Source organism: Tardiphaga sp. GW821-FHT12E02, assembly GCF_058807155.1.
The window spans coordinates 1,326,970-1,343,049 of sequence record NZ_JBXAQK010000001.1 but is presented as its reverse complement, the minus strand read 5'-3'; the positions used below and the strand labels follow the sequence as shown (position 1 = coordinate 1,343,049).

The following is a 16,080-nucleotide window of genomic DNA, read 5'->3' as shown; positions in this document are numbered from 1 at the left end:
TACTGGATCCCCGCTTTCGCGGGGATGACAGCCGAAGCTCAATCCGTGGACTTGCGCAGTTCCATCGCCTCGGTCTTGGCCGGCTCGCTCTTGGCGGGCTCGGACTTCACGGCACCGGTCGTGGTCACCGGATCGAGCTTGCTGCTCTCGACGCGCGGGGTGGAGACGCGGGTGACCGTCTCGCCGCCAGCCGACGCATCGGCCGAACGGGTGCGCATGGTGCGCGGCTGCGACAGCGAGCGGGCCATCAGCATCTGGCCGCGGCCCTGATGGCGGAAATCGCAATAGCCGGTGAAGCCGAGCACAGTGACCGAGCCACGAAAGCTGCGCTCGTCCTTCTTTTCCAGATCGAAACACGGTTCGAAGGGCATGCCCTTGAGCGACGCGCAGATGTTCTGGCCGCGAACCTGCAGCGTATTGCCGGGCACGCGCATATTGCGTGCAGCAGCGGTGCCCGAGAACTGCACCGCGCCGGCTGCACCGCCATCGTCGAAAATGCGGCCTGCGCCGCGGGTGCCGTCATTACAGGCGAATGCGAAGACCCTGCCGGACACGAATTTTCGTGCCTCCTCGGCATTCATCTTCTGGCCGGCAAATGCCGGTGCCGTCACCACCGTCGTGGCAAGCACCGCCCCCAACACATAACGCGCAACCATGGGATACTCCGAAACAACCGAGCGCGGATCATCACGAGACGTGCCCGAGGTCACCACGTGTGACCGCCAGATGTCTTTACCCGCTGCTTACCATACCAACTGCGGCAACAATGGAGCAGGATGGTTGGTAAAGTCTGAACGTGGTTTAGCCGATCTTTACCACGATTCGGCCGCGGACCTGACCTGCCAGCACCCTGGCGCCAGCCTCGATCACCTGATCCAGCGCGATTTCCTGAGTAATTTCAGCAAGTTTTCCTGAATCAAGATCGGTGGACAGCCGCGTCCAGGCCGCCTTGCGCAACTCGATCGGGGCCATCACGGAATCGATGCCGAGAAGACACACGCCGCGCAAAATGAAAGGCGCAACCGACGATGGCAGGTCCATGCCGCCGGCCAGGCCGCAGGCAGCGATGGCGCCGCGATATTTGGTCGAGGCCAGAAGGTTCGCCAGCGTGGTCGAGCCGACGCTGTCGACACCGCCCGCCCAGCGCTCTTTCGCCAGCGGCTTGCCAGGCGCGGAGAGCTCGTTGCGATCGATGATTTCTGCAGCACCGAGGCCCTTCAGATAGCCCTCTTCCGAGGTGCGGCCCGTGGAGGCGATGACGTGGTAGCCGAGCTTCGACAGCACGGCGATGGCCACCGAGCCGACACCGCCGGCGGCGCCGGTGACGACCACCGGACCGTCCGCAGGCTTCAGCCCATGATTCTCCAGCGCCAGCACCGACAGCATGGCGGTGTAGCCGGCCGTGCCGATCGCCATGGCATCGCGCGCGCTGATGCCGTCGGGCAGACGCACCAGCCAATCGCCTTTGACGCGAGCCTTCTCGGCATAAGCGCCGAGATGGGTTTCGCCCATGCCCCAGCCATTGCCGATCACCTTGTCGCCGGCTTTCCAGTTCGGATTGGTGGAGGATTCGACCGTGCCTGCGAAATCGATGCCGGCGATCATCGGGAAACGCCGCACCACCGGCGATTTGCCGGTGAGCGCGAGACCATCCTTGTAGTTCAGCGTGGACCACTCGACGCGGACGGTGACGTCACCTTCCATCAGTTCGGCTTCGTCGAACTGCACGAGCGCAGCCGTGGTGCCTTTGTCCGCCTTATCGATCCGGATCGCTTTGAACGAGGACAATGCGCGTCTCCTTTTTTGCTTTTGCACCGGCGTCAATGTCCCCTCTCCCCAACGGGGAGAGGGTCAGGGAGAGGGGGAGCCATACACTCCGACGGAGCTTGTGGCTCCCCCTCTCCCGCCCGGCTTCGCCGGTCGACCTCTCCCCGGTGGGGAGAGGTGAAGCAAGGACCCCTAACCCCATCACGCCGGCTGCGCAACCGCGCGGACCACGGGCTTTTCCACGATCGGCAGATTGATCAGCGCCGACAGCACGCCGAACAGCACCGAGAGCCACCAGATCGGCGTGTAGGACCCGAATTTGTCGAACACGATGCCGCCGAGCCAGGCGCCCAGGAAGCCACCGACCTGATGGCTGAAGAACGCAAACCCATACAGCGTCGCCAGCCAGCGGGTGCCGAACATCAGCGACACCAGGCTCGATGTCGGCGGCACCGTGGAGAGCCAGGCGAGACCGCTGATGGCGCCAAACACCAGCGCCGACGTCGTCGTCAGCGGCAGCATGATGAAGGCCACCGTGGCCAGCGCGCGGGTAAAATAGATGAAGGAAAGAATGTAGCGCTTCGGCAGCTTGCCCTGCACATAGCCGACCGTGAGCGAGCCGATGATGTTGAACAGGCCGATGATGGCGATGACCCAGCCGCCCACCGCCGCCGGCAGGCCGCGATCGATCAGGTAAGCGGGCAGATGCATGGTGATGAATGCAAGCTGGAATCCGCAGGTGAAGAAGCCGATCACCAGCAGCACATAGGAGCGATGGCCGAAGGCTTCGATCAGCGCGTGCTTGAAGGACTGCTCCGGCACCGGCGTCGCAGCGCTCGCAGCATCTGCCTTCGGTGTCGCCAGCACCATGGCCAACGGCACCACCAGCAGCATCAGGAAACCGAACGTCGTCAGCGTCGCCTGCCAGCCGGTATTGTCGATCATCGCCACCGTGAAAGGGGCGAAAATGAACTGGCCGAACGAACCGGCCGCCGTGCCGGCGCCGAGCGCGATGCCGCGCCATTCCGGCGGCATCAGCTTGCCGAAGGCGGACAGGACGAGATTGAACGAACAGCCGGAGAGACCAAAGCCGATCAGGAGACCGGCGCTCAGATTCAATTCGAGGGGCGTCGTGGAATAACGCATCATCAGCAGGCCGGCCGCATACATGAGCGCACCGATGCAGATCACGCGCACGCTGCCGAACTTGTCGGCCACGGCGCCGGCAAAAGGCTGGCCGATGCCCCAGAGCAGGTTCTGCACGGCGAAGGCCAGCGCGAATACATCGCGGCCCCAGCCATATTCCTGGCTGAACGGCTGCACGAAGAAGCCGACGCTGGAGCGCGGGCCGAAGGTCAGCATGCCGATCAGCGATCCGCAGATCACGATCACCAGGGGCGTGCGCCAGCCGAGATTTGGTCGCGATATGCTGTCGATGGCTGCCATGTCATGTCCCCCGTCCTCAATTTGAGGTTCCGCAGAGATAAATGCATCCGCATGATAATCCAACCACCGATCGGTTGATATTCGTGCGGATCAGATGTGCGATTCACGACAGCGCCTGGCCAAGCTGTCGTCGCCCGGCTTGACCGGGCGATCCAGTAAACACCGGCATTTGTGATTGAAACGCAAGGCCAGTGTGTACTGGATCCGCGCTTTCGCGGGAATGACAGGTGAGATGTCGAAACGCCAAAAAGGCGGCGCCGGGCATGGCGCCGCCTTTTGCAGGCTTGGAGGTAAAGTCGGATCCTACGGCTTGGTCTCGGCCAGTTTCCTGGAGATTTCAGCGGTCTGCGCCGCTGTTCCCCAGCTCGGCGCATCGCTGCCATCGCCCCATTTGCGCGGACGGTAGAAGGAATGGACGCCGGTTTTGTACATTTTCTTCATTTCGCGCACCCAGGACGGATGCACCCAATAGGCATGGTAATGCGTGGACTTGCCGACTTCCGGCAACCACAGCCGGCCATCCAGCGTCGCCGCCGCGATCTTGCGGGCGCGCTCCCACATATCGGGCTCGCGCACGACGTCCGGAATGCCGTCGCAGGCAAAGGTGAACTGGCAAGCCAGGCGGCGATGCTTGTTCTGATAGACGACGCCGCAGGGCGTGGTCGGATAGAAGCCGGAGAAGGTACGGTTCATCACCACCTGCGCCACCGCGATCTGGCCGCGCACGGCTTCGCCGCGGGCTTCGAAATAGACGGCTTCGGCCAGGCACTTCTCCTGCTTGTCACGGGCAGCGCCCGTGAGGTTCAGGCGCTGGGCCGGGGTCTTGCCATGATAGTCGTTATTGACCTCGCCCTTCTTAGCGATGCTTTCGCCAGCGACGGGCTTATCGGCCGGCTGCGGCAAGGCAGCCGTCTTCTTCATGTCGGGATCAACGGGTTGAGCGAAACCCGGCGTGACGATCATCGGCTCTTCGCCGGGCTGCCACTGTTCCATCGTGCCGGCGGCTTCACCAAGCGATGACGCACCGAAAAACAGGCTCGCGGTCTTCACCGAGAAACCGTCTTTGGAGGGCGCCGGTTCGACCGGAATCACAGCCGCCTCGGGCGAAGCATCTTCCGTCGGCTGCACCGGCGCGCCATTGGAATATTGTGCCAATGGTGGCGCATGCAGGGCTTCGTCGAGTTCGGGATCGAGCGGGGCGTGCTGCGCGGATGGCATGCGATCGGCGGTCTTGGCCCCCTTCACCGACGAGTTGTCACGGAAGGAATCACCTGCCGGATCGTCGGACATATCGTCCGCGGGCTTGAAGGTGGCGAGACGATCGCCCTTCAGCGTGCGATCCACTTTCGGAAAATCGGCGGCCTCATAGCGGCGCGGCGACTGCATCAGGGGATTGCGCGTCACCGTGCCGGTGATGTCATTGGTGTCGAAGCTGGCGAGTTGCAGCAATGGGCGCGACGAGGTGCCGACCGGACGGCCGAACGAGAAGGTCGCGACATGAATCGAGGAGACGGCGGAGGCATAATTGCGCTGCTGCCAGCGCTCGGTGACGCCCGGCTGACGCGCGAGCAGCGACGCAATATCCTGATAGCCTGACTCGGTCGGGGCCATCGCAAAGATGCAGAGGCCGAGACCGAAGAGCGCACGCTGCGCGCCCTTCGGCCCGATACGCAATACTGACATCCGATACGCTCACGCAACACTTACACCAGCATCGATCTGCGCGGCTGCAACAGCATTTCCGTACATTTCGATCTGTTTCGTTAGTAAGCAATCAAAGTTGCCGCGCGGTTAATCACCGATGCAGCGACACCACATGCAAGTGGTGCTTTGATGCGCGCGCAGCATTCGAAAAACGCAGTAAACCGCGGCGTAACGAGAGTGGTGAAGATTGTGTTGACGAATGAGGTGAAGAAAAATTGCTGTCTTTTTCTCCCTCCCCCAAGCGTGGCGCAGCCACGCGCCGTGGGGAGGGTGGATCGAACGTGCAGCGTTCGAGACGGGTGAGGGGCTTCCCCAACCTCTGAGGTCGCGCGGGGCGCCCCACCCGGCTTTCGCTCGTCGAGCTTCGCCGCGGCGCGGCCCCGCCCTCTCCGCTGCGCCGCTTTGCGGCTTGGGGGAGGGAGCACTACTGTCCGAGCGCAATCACGTCGCCAGATAATCGAACGCCACTTCGCCGAGACCCAGCGTCAGATCGCATTTGAAATGCAACGCCGAGACGATCTCGCGCACCGGCAACCGCGCCACGTCCGCAAGCGCATGTGGAAACAGACCGAGCGCCGCCGGCCCCGACCAGGCCTCTTTCAACACGATATCTTCGAGGTGATAGCGCACCAGTTCGCAGATGCGTGGGCTGCCATCCACATGCGGGATGATCTTCAGAATGAAATTCGGCACCGTCAGCGCGTGCATGACGGCGTCATGATCTGCCTGGCTGTGCTTGTATCCCATCGTGCCGGATGCACACAGCACTGAACCGTAATGCAGCGTGCCGACCAGCACATCGCTCTCCACGACAATCTTCGGCGTCGCGCGCTTCTTTGGAAATCCCCACAATTCGCGACCACCGGCAATCGGCGCATCGTCATCGAGATACATCGAGTGAATGTAGACGCCATCGACCCCATCAAGGCGCACAGGAATCGCCTGCCCAGTCTCGGTGTAGTCACCAAAGCCGGTCGAATCCGGCATGCGAATGAACTCGTATTTGACGATCGCGTCGGTGACCTGGAGCGGCTCGGGCACCACGGCAGCCAGCGCTTCCGGATCGGTGCGATAGGTGATGATGAAATATTCGCGGTTGAAGAACCGATACGGCCCGCGCGGAAATGACGGATTGGTCAGCGGCATCGAATAGGCGTTGCGCCGGATGTCGTCGATCTTCATGGCAGCCCCCAAAGTCAAGCAGTGACGTTGAGGGTACTATGACGATGCTGCATGAAGCTTGCGAGACGAAAAGTGGCCCGCGGCCCCCCAAGCTCCGCCCTCATCCTGAGGAGTGCGCGAAGCGCACGTCTCGAAGGATGGCTGCAAAGCGCAATCAACTCATGGTTCGAGACGGCGCTGCGCGCCTCCGCACCATGAGGGATCGAGACTGTTATTTCGCCGGAATCGGCGGCGCGGTTTTCTCGGCAGGTGCAGGCGGCAACGCAGGCTTTGCACCGGCATCCTTGGCATCGGCATCGGGCCGCGCAGGCTGTGGCGGTGTCTCCTGGGGCCGCTGTCCGGTGGTCGAAGGCTCTGCGGGCGCGGCCGGCTTGCTTTCGGCGCCAGGCGTTGACTGCAACGGCGGCGTCGCCTGGGCCATGCGGGACTTTGGTGGATCCAGAGTGAGACGTGCCAGCGCCGATGTCGATATCCCTGCGCCTGTCATCACCACCAGCGTAGCGATCGCAAGGCGAGTCCGGAACAGTTGCGCATTCATCGAGATCATGGCGTCCACCGCAGGTTCATTTGCGGTGACAACGGTGGCGGCGGAGCAAAAGTTCCCGCGCGAAAACGCCGCTATTCCTTGGTGCTGGAATCCCAGGTGGCATTGCGCACGCCGGCATGGCTCTCGAGCTTCACCAACACCGCATCGAGTTCCTTCGGATCGACCGCGGTGGAGACCAGCGTAGCAACGATCTCGCGCTGCGTCTCGCTGAGCTCCTCCACCTCCACATCGCCGACCGGATAGCTGGCTGCCTCGAGCGCCTCCTGCAGCCGCTCGCGCATCTCGGACACCGCATCGGGAACTACCGTGAGGCGGACGTAATAAGTCACTTCCGACGACCGGGCATCGAGCGGCGTACGATTGATTGCATTGACCAGCGGCCGCAGCAGCGTGTTGCCGGCCAGCACGAACACCGTCAGCGCGATCGCCTGCGCGATCATATCCGCGCCGGCACAGGAGCCGACGGCGGCCGAGCTCCACAAGGTCGCCGCCGTATTCAGGCCGCGGACATTGGTACCCTCCTTCATGATCACGCCGGCGCCGAGAAAGCCGATGCCGGACACGACATAGGCGATGACGCGCACCGCGCCGCCGGAGCCATCGAGCTTCATGGCGAGATCAACGAAAGCCGCAGCACTCACAGCCACCAGTACATTGGTGCGCAGGCCCGCGGTGCGCTGGCGATATTGCCGCTCGGCCCCGATCAGCGTGCCCAGCACAAAGGCCGCGGCCAGGCTCAGCAGCGTATCGAGGAAGTCCAGGGTCTGGAAAGTGGTGAGAAAGCGCATGAGGTCTCATGCGTACAGGAGATGACAGGCGGATGACAACCAACGATCGAGATCGATGGCATCGACACTTGCGCGATCAGTTGCGGCGCTGCTGCCGGTTGTCAGATCCCATTCCGGGGCTGGTGCCGAAAGTCGGCGTGCCAGTGCCACGGAACGCGCCGCCCATCGGATCGGACTGGGCATTGGTGCCGACGCCATTGGGCCGGTTGTTGCTGTTCGGGTTCTGGGTGCCCTGGGCGGCAGCCAAAGCAGGCAGCAACATCATCGTGGCGGCAAACACGGCGGAAGCAGCTTTGAGCATTGGAGATCCTGCAAATGGAGTACGGTGCGACCTGAACAGCTTTCGGACCAATGGCTCGATCAGATCACACTTGCACTACACCGCCAAGAGCCCCGCATCGCCCTGCTGATCCGCAAAGGCCAGCAGCGAGCCGCGCGCATTCCAGGCCAGCGCCGTCACCGGCTCGCCCTTGTTGGCGCGAACCAGAATCTCCGCGCCATCGACGAGGCGGACCATCAGCACTGTGCCGTTGCTGTAACCGCAAGCAAGGATGTCTTGTTTAGGGTGACAGGCGACGGCGGTCACCTTCGCCTGCAGCGGTGCCAGCATCGCCGGCTCCTTGCCCATCGGGCCGTCCTTGGTGGTGAACGGCCACACGATCACCGTATCGGCGCCGGACGTCGCAAGACCCTTGCCGCCGGCCGTCCAGGCGATCGAGCGCACGCGGGCGGGATAGCCGGTCATGCGCATATGCTTGCCGTCGGCGAGGCGCCAGCCATGCAATGCTGGCTCATGCATCGCCGTGACGATGAATTTGTTGTCCGGGCTGAAGGTGACGCCGAGATGCGAGCCCTGCCATTCCAGCACTTCGGCGCTGCCGGCCATGTTGGGAAACCACAGCGTCACGCCATTATAATGCGCGATGCCGAGCCGCATCCCCTTGGGCGCAAAAGCGAGGCCGCCCACGGTGGTCGGCACATCGAAACTTTTCACCTCGCCCTTCGGCGCCTGAACGAACGCCGTCTTGCCGGCCGACCAGGCCACGGCGCCATCGGGATGCAGCGCGACATTGTCGATCCAGCGCCGCTTGGCATCGGTGGCGAAGGTCGAAACCGCGCCATCGTGATCGAGCACCAGCACCTTGCCGTCGTCGGAGCCCATGACGACGCGCCTGCCGTCCGAGGTCGAGCACAGAATGCCGCCAAAGGCGACATCGACGGGCGATGCAGTGCCGGCCTGATCCACCAGCGTGACCTTCTCCTCGGCGCCGACGAAGGCGGCCTTGTCGCCGAGGAAATGCACCGCGGAAACGGCGGCACCGATCGTCACGCCGACCACGCGATCGGTGACCGAGACGATCGACTCTTGCTCCTTGAGCGGATTGAAATCGGACATCAGGCAGGAATGCAGCGTTCGAAGCCGTCGCGGATCATCTGCTCGGGCAATTCACGACCGATGAAGACGAGGCGGCTTTCGCGCTTCTCGTCATCCTTCCACGGCCGCTGGTGATCGCCTTCCAGCATCATGTGGACACCCTGGAACACATAGCGCTCGTCATCGCCGGTGAAGGAGATGATGCCCTTGGAGCGCAGGATCTTGCCGCCTTCCTTGGCCATCAGATCCTGCAGCCAGGGCATGAAGGTCGAAGGATCGAGCGCCTTGTCGGTGCGCAGCGACAGCGACTGCATGTCCTCGTCGTGATAGTGCTTCAGGCCGTGGTCATGGCCGTGATGATGGTGATGATCGTGGCCGTGGTCGTGATCATGGTGGTGGTGATCGTGATCGTCGGCCTCAAGGAAGGCCGGTTCGATCTCCAGGATGCGATCAAGATCGAACGCGCCGCGATCGAGCACGTCTTCCAGCTTCACCTGTGCGCGCGTGGTGCGATGCAGTTTTGCGTAGGGATTGATCGCGCGGATGCGGGCTTCGACTTCCGCGAGCTCGGGCGGCGTGACGAGATCGGTCTTGTTGAGCACGATGACATCGGCAAAGGCGATCTGGTTCTTCGCTTCCGGCGCGTCCTTGAGGCGGTCGCTCAGCCACTTGGCATCGGCCACGGTGACGACGGCGTCGAGCCGCGCATTGGCCTGCACGTCTTCATCGACGAAGAAGGTCTGCGCCACCGGGGCGGGATCGGCCAAACCAGTCGTCTCGACGATGATGGCGTCGAACTTGCCCTTGCGCTTCATCAGGCCTTCGAGAATGCGCACGAGATCGCCGCGCACGGTGCAGCAGACGCAGCCATTGTTCATCTCGAACACTTCCTCATCGGCACCGATGATGAGGTCGTTGTCGATACCGATCTCGCCGAATTCATTGACGATGACGGCGTATTTCTTGCCGTGATTCTCCGTGAGAATGCGGTTCAGCAACGTGGTCTTGCCGGCACCGAGATAGCCGGTCAGCACGGTCACGGGAATTTTTGAGGAAGCGGCAGTCGTCATTCGTATGGCTCCAGGCACAGCCCTCGCCCTGAGGAGCGCGCCGTTGCGCGCGTCTCGAAGGGTGAAGAGAATTGGAAAGAGCCGCCATCCTTCGGGACGCCCGCAAGAGCGGGCTCCTCAGGATGAGGGCTGGGGGCGCCTCTATGGGGTCAGCGCGCCCGCCAGCGTCCTTATATTGTGCCTGACCATGGCAATGTAAGTGGGTGCATCGCCGTTTTCGGCGGTCAGGCTGTCCGAATACAGCGTTCCGCCGATCTTTGCACCGGTCTCGGCGGCAATCCGGCGGATCAGCCGGGGATCGCTCACATTTTCCAGAAACACGGCCGGGATTTTCGCCTTGCGTATCTGGGTGATGATGCGGGCCACATCGCGCGCCGACGCCTCGGATTCGGTGGAGACACCCTGCGGCGCGATGAACTGGATGCCGTAGGCGGCCGCGAAATAGCCGAAAGCGTCATGGGTCGAAATCACCTTGCGCTGGGCCTCGGGAATGGCGGCTACGGCCGCCTTCACATCGGCTTCCAGTTTGGTCAGCTCACCCAGATATGTCTCGGCATTGGCCTTGTAGGCATCTGCCCCAGCGGGATCGGCCTTGGCCAGGGCATCACGGATATTCGCGACATAGATCTTGGCATTGGCGACCGACTGCCAGGCATGCGGATCATCATGCCCGTGGTCATGCGTGCCGCCGTGATCATGGCCCCCCTCTTCCGCCTCGCGCGGCTTGATGCCTTGCGTCGCCGTGACGACGGTCGCCTTGCCGCCCGCGGACTTCACCAGCCGCGGCAGCCAGCCTTCGAAGCCGAGGCCATTCACGAAGACGAGCCTGGCCGAGGTGATGGTTTTCGCATCGGCCGGCGTCGGTGTGTAGACATGCGCATCGCCATTGGGGCCGACCAGCGTGGTCACAGCGACCCGCTCGCCGCCGACGCTGCGCACGAAGTCACCCAGGATGGAGAAACTGGCGACAACGTTAATCTTGTCCTGCGACCACGACGGCGTCATCGACGAGACGAGCAGCAGCATGGCGCCAAATGCAACGCCGCAGGAATTACGCAAGGACATCACAATCACGCCTCAAGATGTCGTCCCGGAAACAGCTGTCTGAGCAGTCCGGACACGCTGCCGAAAAACACTGAAAACACGTACAGAACCGCGGCCACGAGGATGATTGCGGGGCCGGACGGCACCTTGGTCTGGAACGAGAGCACGAGGCCGCCATAGCCGGAAATCATCGCGCTCGCGACGGAGATCAGCATCATGCCGGTGATGTCCCGCGACCAGAATCGTGCAATGCCGGCGGGCAGAATCATCAACCCAACCGCGAGCAGCGTGCCGAGCGCATGAAAACCGTTGACGAGATTGACGACAACGAGCGCGAGGAAAGCGAGATGCGCCGGGGCACCAGCGCGAGAAACAGTCCGCAGGAAAATCGGATCAACGCATTCGATCACCAGCGGGCGATAGATCACCGCCATCACCACCAGCGTGATGGTCGCATTGAAGGCGATCACCAGCAGTGTCTGATCATCGAGCGCGAGAATGTTGCCGAACAGCACATGCAACAGATCGATATTGGTGCCGCGCATGGAAACGATGGTGACGCCGACAGCGAGCGAGATCAGATAAAACGCCGCAAGCGAGGCATCTTCCTTGATCACGGTAACGCGCGACAACAGGCCAGCGAGCAGTGCCACGGAGAATCCTGCGATCAATCCGCCGAAGGTCATGGCGAACAGGCTCAGGCCGGAGAACAGGAAGCCGATGGCCGCACCCGGCAGGATGGCATGCGCCATGGCATCGCCGACAAGGCTCATCCGGCGCAGCATCAGGAACACGCCGATCGGCGCACCACCGAGGGCCAGCGCGATCACGCCGGCCAGCGCGCGGCGCATGAATTCGAAATCGAGGAAAGGCGCGATCAGCGCGTCGTAGAGCATAATTACGCCGCCTGCGATCGCTCGTGATCGGCAACGCAAGTGCCGGCGGTGTCGTCGAAGGCTTCGCACATGCGACGGGCTTCGGTGAGATTATCGGATGTCAGCACGTCAGCCGTCTTGCCCCAGGCCACCGCGCCACGCGCGAGCAGCAGTGTTTGCGGGAAATAGGCGCGCACCATCTCCATGTCGTGCAAGGCCGCCAGCACCGTGCGCTGCTCGCCATGCCAACGCTGCACCAGTGCGATCAAATCCATCGTGGTCTTGGCATCGATGGCATTGAATGGCTCATCGAGCACGATGACATCCGCATCCTGCAACAGCACGCGCGCAAACAGCATGCGCTGCATTTGCCCGCCGGACAGCGTGCCGATATTGCGATTCTCGAATCCGTTAAGGCCGACGGCCGCCAGCGCCTGCGCGATCTGATCGCGCGCTTTCCTGCCGAGGCCTCCGAAGATTCCTGTGGTGCGCCACAGGCCGGTGCCGACAAAATCGAACACTGAGATCGGGAAAGTGCGATCGATATCGACGCTCTGCGGGAGATAGGCGATGTCGCGTTGCTTGATATCGCCGAGCGTGATCTTGCCCGCCAGCGGCTTCAGAATGCCGACAATGCCGCGAAACAGCGTGGACTTGCCGGCGCCGTTCGGCCCGACCACGGCCAGTAACGCGCCCTGGGTGACGTCGCCATTGAGGTGATGCACGGCCGGATGGCGGTCATAGCCAAGGGTGACGTCGCGAAAGGTCAGCTGCGCCGTCATGATGGCCTCATCGCCAGCAAAACCACCGCCCACAGCGCTGCGGAGACGGCCAGTGCCGCTGCGAGCCGGCCGGGCAGCGACATGCGCAGGATCGACCAGGGCGACGGCTGGGCGGGATGCGGGGCCAATGGATCATGGCTGTGATGGGCATGGCCATGCGCGTGACCATGGCTGTGGTCGTGACCATGGTGATGGCCGTGATCGTGGGAATGCGCATGCGCCATGGAGGCCGGACCGGAAACGCCAATGAAAACAAGGCGCTCAAAAACGCCATGTCCTCAATCTATGTTATATTATAACGTAGCGCAAGCCGAGGTCAGGCGAAGTGGCGAACCAGAGCCAAACCGGCAAACAGGCCGGCAATCGAGAGCACGACGGAGCCGAGCACATAGGCCAGCGCGAGGCCAAGCTCGCCGCGCTCATAAAGGAGCGCGGCATCGAGCGAAAAGGCAGAAAAGGTCGTGTAACCGCCCAGGATGCCGGTCATCAGAAACAGCCGCCAGGGCTGCGAGGCTTCGCCCTTGAAAGCGAGATAGCCGGCGATCAGGCCCATCACGGTAGAGCCGGTGACGTTGATGATGAAGGTGCCCCACGGAAAGCCGGGCGCCATGCAACGGGCGCAAGTGAGGTTGATGAGGTGACGGAGCGTGGCACCGAGGCCGCCGCCGATGAACACCAGTGCGTATTGCATTTTGATGGGCTGCCTTGATTGATCGTAGCGCTTCGTCATTGCGAGCGTAGCGAAGCAATCCAGAAGGCCGCAAGCGAAGACTGGATCGCTTTGTCGCGATGCTCCTCGCAATGACGGCCAAAAGAGCGAGAAAGCCACGAAAAAGGGCGGCAGCTTTCGCTACCGCCCTTCCCTGCGTCACAGACGCGAAAGCGATCAGACGCCGGCCTTGCCGTACAGCTCGTCCACATAGTCCCAGTTGACGAGCGAATCGACGAACGCCTTGAGGTAATCGGGGCGACGGTTGCGGTAGTCGATGTAGTATGAGTGCTCCCAGACATCGACGCCGAGGATCGGGGTCGCGCCGTGCACCAGCGGGTTTTCGCCGTTCGGGGTCTTTGAGATTTCGAGCTTGCCGTTCTTGACGGCGAGCCAGGCCCAGCCCGAACCGAACTGGCCGGCACCGGCGGCTGCGAAATCAGCCTTGAACTTGTCGAGACCGCCGAGATCCTCGTCGATCTTCTTGGCCAGACGGCCCGGCAGCTTGTCACCGCCACCATTCGGCTTCATCCAGTTCCAGAAATGGAGATGGTTGTAGTGCTGTCCGGCATTGTTGAAGAGCGCGGCGTTCTTGCCGAACGAGCCCTTCACGATCTCTTCGAGCGACTTGCCCTCGAATTCGGTGCCCTTCAGCAGGTTGTTGCCATTGGTCACGTAAGCCTGATGGTGCTTATCGTGATGGAATTCCAAGGTTTCCTTCGACATATACGGCGCGAGCGCGTCATGAGCGTAGGGCAGATCGGGAAGCGTGAAGGTCATGGGGTCAAGGTCCACGTTAATGGGAGAGTTGGCTTAACGGGAACCTTTATAGAAGGTTCCCGTTCTCTCGCCCACCCTCTCATTTCATTCAGGCGGCGCTCGGCACCACCGACGGGACGGCATCACGCCGCACCGGCGGCTTCACATTCATCAGCATCTGGAAGCAGCCTGCGATCAGGCCGATGATGACGGCCGCTTGCCATGCACGATCGTAAGTGCCGAGATGCGAAAAGATCATCCCGCCGCCCCAGGCGCCCATGAACGAGCCGGCCTGATGGCTGAGGAAGGCGATGCCGGTCAGCGTTGCCATGTAACGCAGGCCGAACAGCTGCGCGACAAGGCCATTCACCAGCGGCACGACGCCGAGCCAGAGCGAGCCAAGGACTGCCGCAAAAACGAGTGTCGTGGTCGGTGTCGCCGGGAAATAGAAATACGCGGCGAGCGCGAATGACCGCGCGATGTAAATTCCGCCGAGCAAAATCTGCTTCGGATAACGGCCACCGAGCCAGCCGAAGGCATAGGAGCCGAACACATTGAAAAGGCCCACCATGGCCAGCGCGGTTGCGCCGAGCGACGGATCAAGGCCGCAGGTGGCGAGATAATTCGGCAGATGCGTGGTGATGAACACCAGCTGCAGGCCACACACGAAGAACGACAGCGCCAGCACGATATAGCCGGAATGGCCGAGCGCAGATTGCACGACCTCGCCAAGCGACTGCGGCAGTTCATCGCTCGGGGCACGTTCGATCTTGTCGGACTGACCGGCGAGCAAAGCTGCCGGAATCATGACCGCCGCGAGGCCGAGGAAGCCGATCAGCGCCACCTGCCAGCCGGCGGTGGAAATCAGCGTTTGTGCGAGTGGCGATGCGACGACGAGGCCGAGCGAACCAGCCGCCGAAACCGCGCCCATGGTGACGCTACGCTTGGCCGCCGACACCGAACGCGAAGCGACGGTCATCGTCATGCTCGAGGCCGTGCAGGACAGCGCCAGACCGACACACAAGCCTGCACCGAGCGTAAAATACAGGGGCGTGGTGGCGAACAGCATGAAAACGAGGCCGGCCGCATAGATGAAAACGCCTGAAATCATCACCCAACGCGCGCCAAACCGATCGGCAATGGCGCCGACGAAGGGCTGCGAGATGCCCCACATCACGTTCTGAAGCGCTGTCGCCAGCGAGAAATCGGCGGTCGTGATGGCAGTGTCGCGCAGGATCGACGGCTGGAAGAGGCCAAAGCTCTGGCGCATGCCCATGGCCAGGCTGAGCAACGTCGCCGCGCCGGCCAAAATCGCCCAGCGCTGATACTTGGTAAGCTCCGCCTCGGTCATTCCGTAGCCCTTGAGTTTGTAGAAGATTATTCTCACATAAGCACCGGATTCGATAAGTTTCCACCCATACACCGTTCTATAAGCCTGCACCGGACGCAGGGGTCATCGGCGAAAATGAGCATCGAAATTGAGATCGTGACGGGAGATCCGGCCTGGCCACGCGTCAAGCCGCTGTTTGACCTCGTCTGGCCGCCGGAAACAGTTGCCCAGCTCTCCTGGGGAAATGTCGAATTCGCACATGCCGACCTGCGCGTGATCGTCGAGGCTGACGAGCAGCCGGTCTGCCATGTCGGGCTGTATCGTCGCGAAGGCATCTGGCGGGAGCGCAAGATCCGGATCGGCGGCATCGGCGGCGTGGTCACGCATCCGGATTTCCAGCGCCAGGGCCTTGCCAGCGTAGCCATCGACGCCGCGCTGCATACGCTGCGCGACGAGCGTTCGAACGATTTCGCACTGCTGTTCTGCGCTCCAGAAATGGCCGGCTTCTATACAAGCCGCAACTGGAAGCCCTTCATGGGCGAGGTGTTCGCGGAACAGAAAGGCGAACGCATCCGCTTCGACGCGCTGCAGCCGCTGGTCTATTATCTGAAGCGCGCACCCCATGAGGGGGACCTGGATCTGTGCGGCCTGCCGTGGTGACCTCACCCATATCCCGATCAAATCTCGGTAATTGCGACAATT

General features: G+C 62.4%; 18 protein-coding genes. 1 reads left to right on the top strand and 17 read right to left on the bottom strand.

All coding sequences use genetic code 11. The features are described 5' to 3' along the window. Positions 1–38 precede the first annotated feature (38 nt). The 17 genes from AC1RQ5_RS06325 to AC1RQ5_RS06245 form a co-directional block, all read right to left on the bottom strand. The gene (locus tag AC1RQ5_RS06325) at positions 39–656 is read right to left on the bottom strand and encodes a hypothetical protein (protein WP_398483294.1); all 618 of its coding nucleotides are present in this window, start codon (positions 654–656) and stop codon (positions 39–41) included. Between the two features lie 145 nt (positions 657–801). Further along, the gene (acuI, locus tag AC1RQ5_RS06320) at positions 802–1,788 is read right to left on the bottom strand and encodes an acrylyl-CoA reductase (NADPH) (protein WP_493197701.1); all 987 of its coding nucleotides are present in this window, start codon (positions 1,786–1,788) and stop codon (positions 802–804) included. A gap of 180 nt (positions 1,789–1,968) precedes the next feature. Further along, on the bottom strand, positions 1,969–3,213 hold the full coding sequence (locus tag AC1RQ5_RS06315; RefSeq protein ID WP_493197700.1) for an MFS transporter: 1,245 nt from the start codon (positions 3,211–3,213) through the stop codon (positions 1,969–1,971). A gap of 303 nt (positions 3,214–3,516) precedes the next feature. Beyond that, complete coding sequence (locus AC1RQ5_RS06310; protein WP_493197699.1) at positions 3,517–4,896, bottom strand: cell wall hydrolase; 1,380 nt, start codon at positions 4,894–4,896, stop codon at positions 3,517–3,519. Positions 4,897–5,358: 462 nt separating this feature from the next. Continuing rightward, the gene (locus AC1RQ5_RS06305; RefSeq protein WP_398483286.1) at positions 5,359–6,099 is read right to left on the bottom strand and encodes an acetoacetate decarboxylase; all 741 of its coding nucleotides are present in this window, start codon (positions 6,097–6,099) and stop codon (positions 5,359–5,361) included. Between the two features lie 211 nt (positions 6,100–6,310). Further along, positions 6,311–6,646: a hypothetical protein gene (locus AC1RQ5_RS06300; RefSeq protein WP_493197698.1), complete on the bottom strand. Its 336-nt coding sequence runs from the start codon at positions 6,644–6,646 to the stop codon at positions 6,311–6,313. Positions 6,647–6,717: 71 nt separating this feature from the next. Continuing rightward, entirely contained in the window at positions 6,718–7,434 is a 717-nt protein-coding gene (locus AC1RQ5_RS06295) for an MgtC/SapB family protein (protein ID WP_493197696.1), read from the bottom strand. A 76-nt stretch (positions 7,435–7,510) separates the two neighbouring features. Beyond that, positions 7,511–7,735 carry a hypothetical protein gene (locus tag AC1RQ5_RS06290; protein WP_493197694.1) on the bottom strand — a complete coding sequence of 75 codons (225 nt, stop codon included), beginning with the start codon at positions 7,733–7,735 and terminating at the stop codon, positions 7,511–7,513. Positions 7,736–7,810: 75 nt separating this feature from the next. Next, entirely contained in the window at positions 7,811–8,830 is a 1,020-nt protein-coding gene (locus tag AC1RQ5_RS06285) for a WD40 repeat domain-containing protein (RefSeq protein WP_493197692.1), read from the bottom strand. Continuing rightward, positions 8,830–9,879 (bottom strand): CobW family GTP-binding protein, encoded by a 1,050-nt coding sequence (locus AC1RQ5_RS06280; RefSeq protein ID WP_493197691.1) that lies wholly within the window; start codon positions 9,877–9,879, stop codon positions 8,830–8,832. The genes AC1RQ5_RS06285 and AC1RQ5_RS06280 overlap by 1 nt, the downstream gene beginning before the upstream one ends. A gap of 141 nt (positions 9,880–10,020) precedes the next feature. After that, positions 10,021–10,905, bottom strand: coding sequence for a metal ABC transporter substrate-binding protein (locus tag AC1RQ5_RS06275; RefSeq protein WP_493203332.1), 885 nt, complete (start codon positions 10,903–10,905; stop codon positions 10,021–10,023). Positions 10,906–10,949: 44 nt separating this feature from the next. Next, positions 10,950–11,819 (bottom strand): metal ABC transporter permease, encoded by an 870-nt coding sequence (locus AC1RQ5_RS06270; RefSeq protein WP_493197689.1) that lies wholly within the window; start codon positions 11,817–11,819, stop codon positions 10,950–10,952. A gap of 2 nt (positions 11,820–11,821) precedes the next feature. Next, complete coding sequence (locus AC1RQ5_RS06265; protein ID WP_493197687.1) at positions 11,822–12,580, bottom strand: metal ABC transporter ATP-binding protein; 759 nt, start codon at positions 12,578–12,580, stop codon at positions 11,822–11,824. Next, positions 12,577–12,804, bottom strand: a complete 228-nt coding sequence (locus AC1RQ5_RS06260; RefSeq protein ID WP_493197685.1) for a hypothetical protein — start codon at positions 12,802–12,804, stop codon at positions 12,577–12,579. Before AC1RQ5_RS06260 ends, AC1RQ5_RS06265 begins: the two co-directional genes overlap by 4 nt. A 92-nt stretch (positions 12,805–12,896) precedes the next feature. Beyond that, positions 12,897–13,271 carry a fluoride efflux transporter CrcB gene (crcB, locus tag AC1RQ5_RS06255; protein ID WP_398483270.1) on the bottom strand — a complete coding sequence of 125 codons (375 nt, stop codon included), beginning with the start codon at positions 13,269–13,271 and terminating at the stop codon, positions 12,897–12,899. A 195-nt stretch (positions 13,272–13,466) separates the two neighbouring features. Then, on the bottom strand, positions 13,467–14,069 hold the full coding sequence (locus tag AC1RQ5_RS06250; protein ID WP_493197683.1) for a superoxide dismutase: 603 nt from the start codon (positions 14,067–14,069) through the stop codon (positions 13,467–13,469). Between the two features lie 88 nt (positions 14,070–14,157). Further along, positions 14,158–15,399, bottom strand: coding sequence for an MFS transporter (locus AC1RQ5_RS06245; RefSeq protein WP_493197681.1), 1,242 nt, complete (start codon positions 15,397–15,399; stop codon positions 14,158–14,160). Positions 15,400–15,513: 114 nt separating this feature from the next. Between AC1RQ5_RS06245 and AC1RQ5_RS06240 the strand changes: the two genes are divergently transcribed. After that, positions 15,514–16,038 (top strand): GNAT family N-acetyltransferase, encoded by a 525-nt coding sequence (locus AC1RQ5_RS06240; protein WP_493197680.1) that lies wholly within the window; start codon positions 15,514–15,516, stop codon positions 16,036–16,038. Positions 16,039–16,080 lie beyond the last annotated feature (42 nt).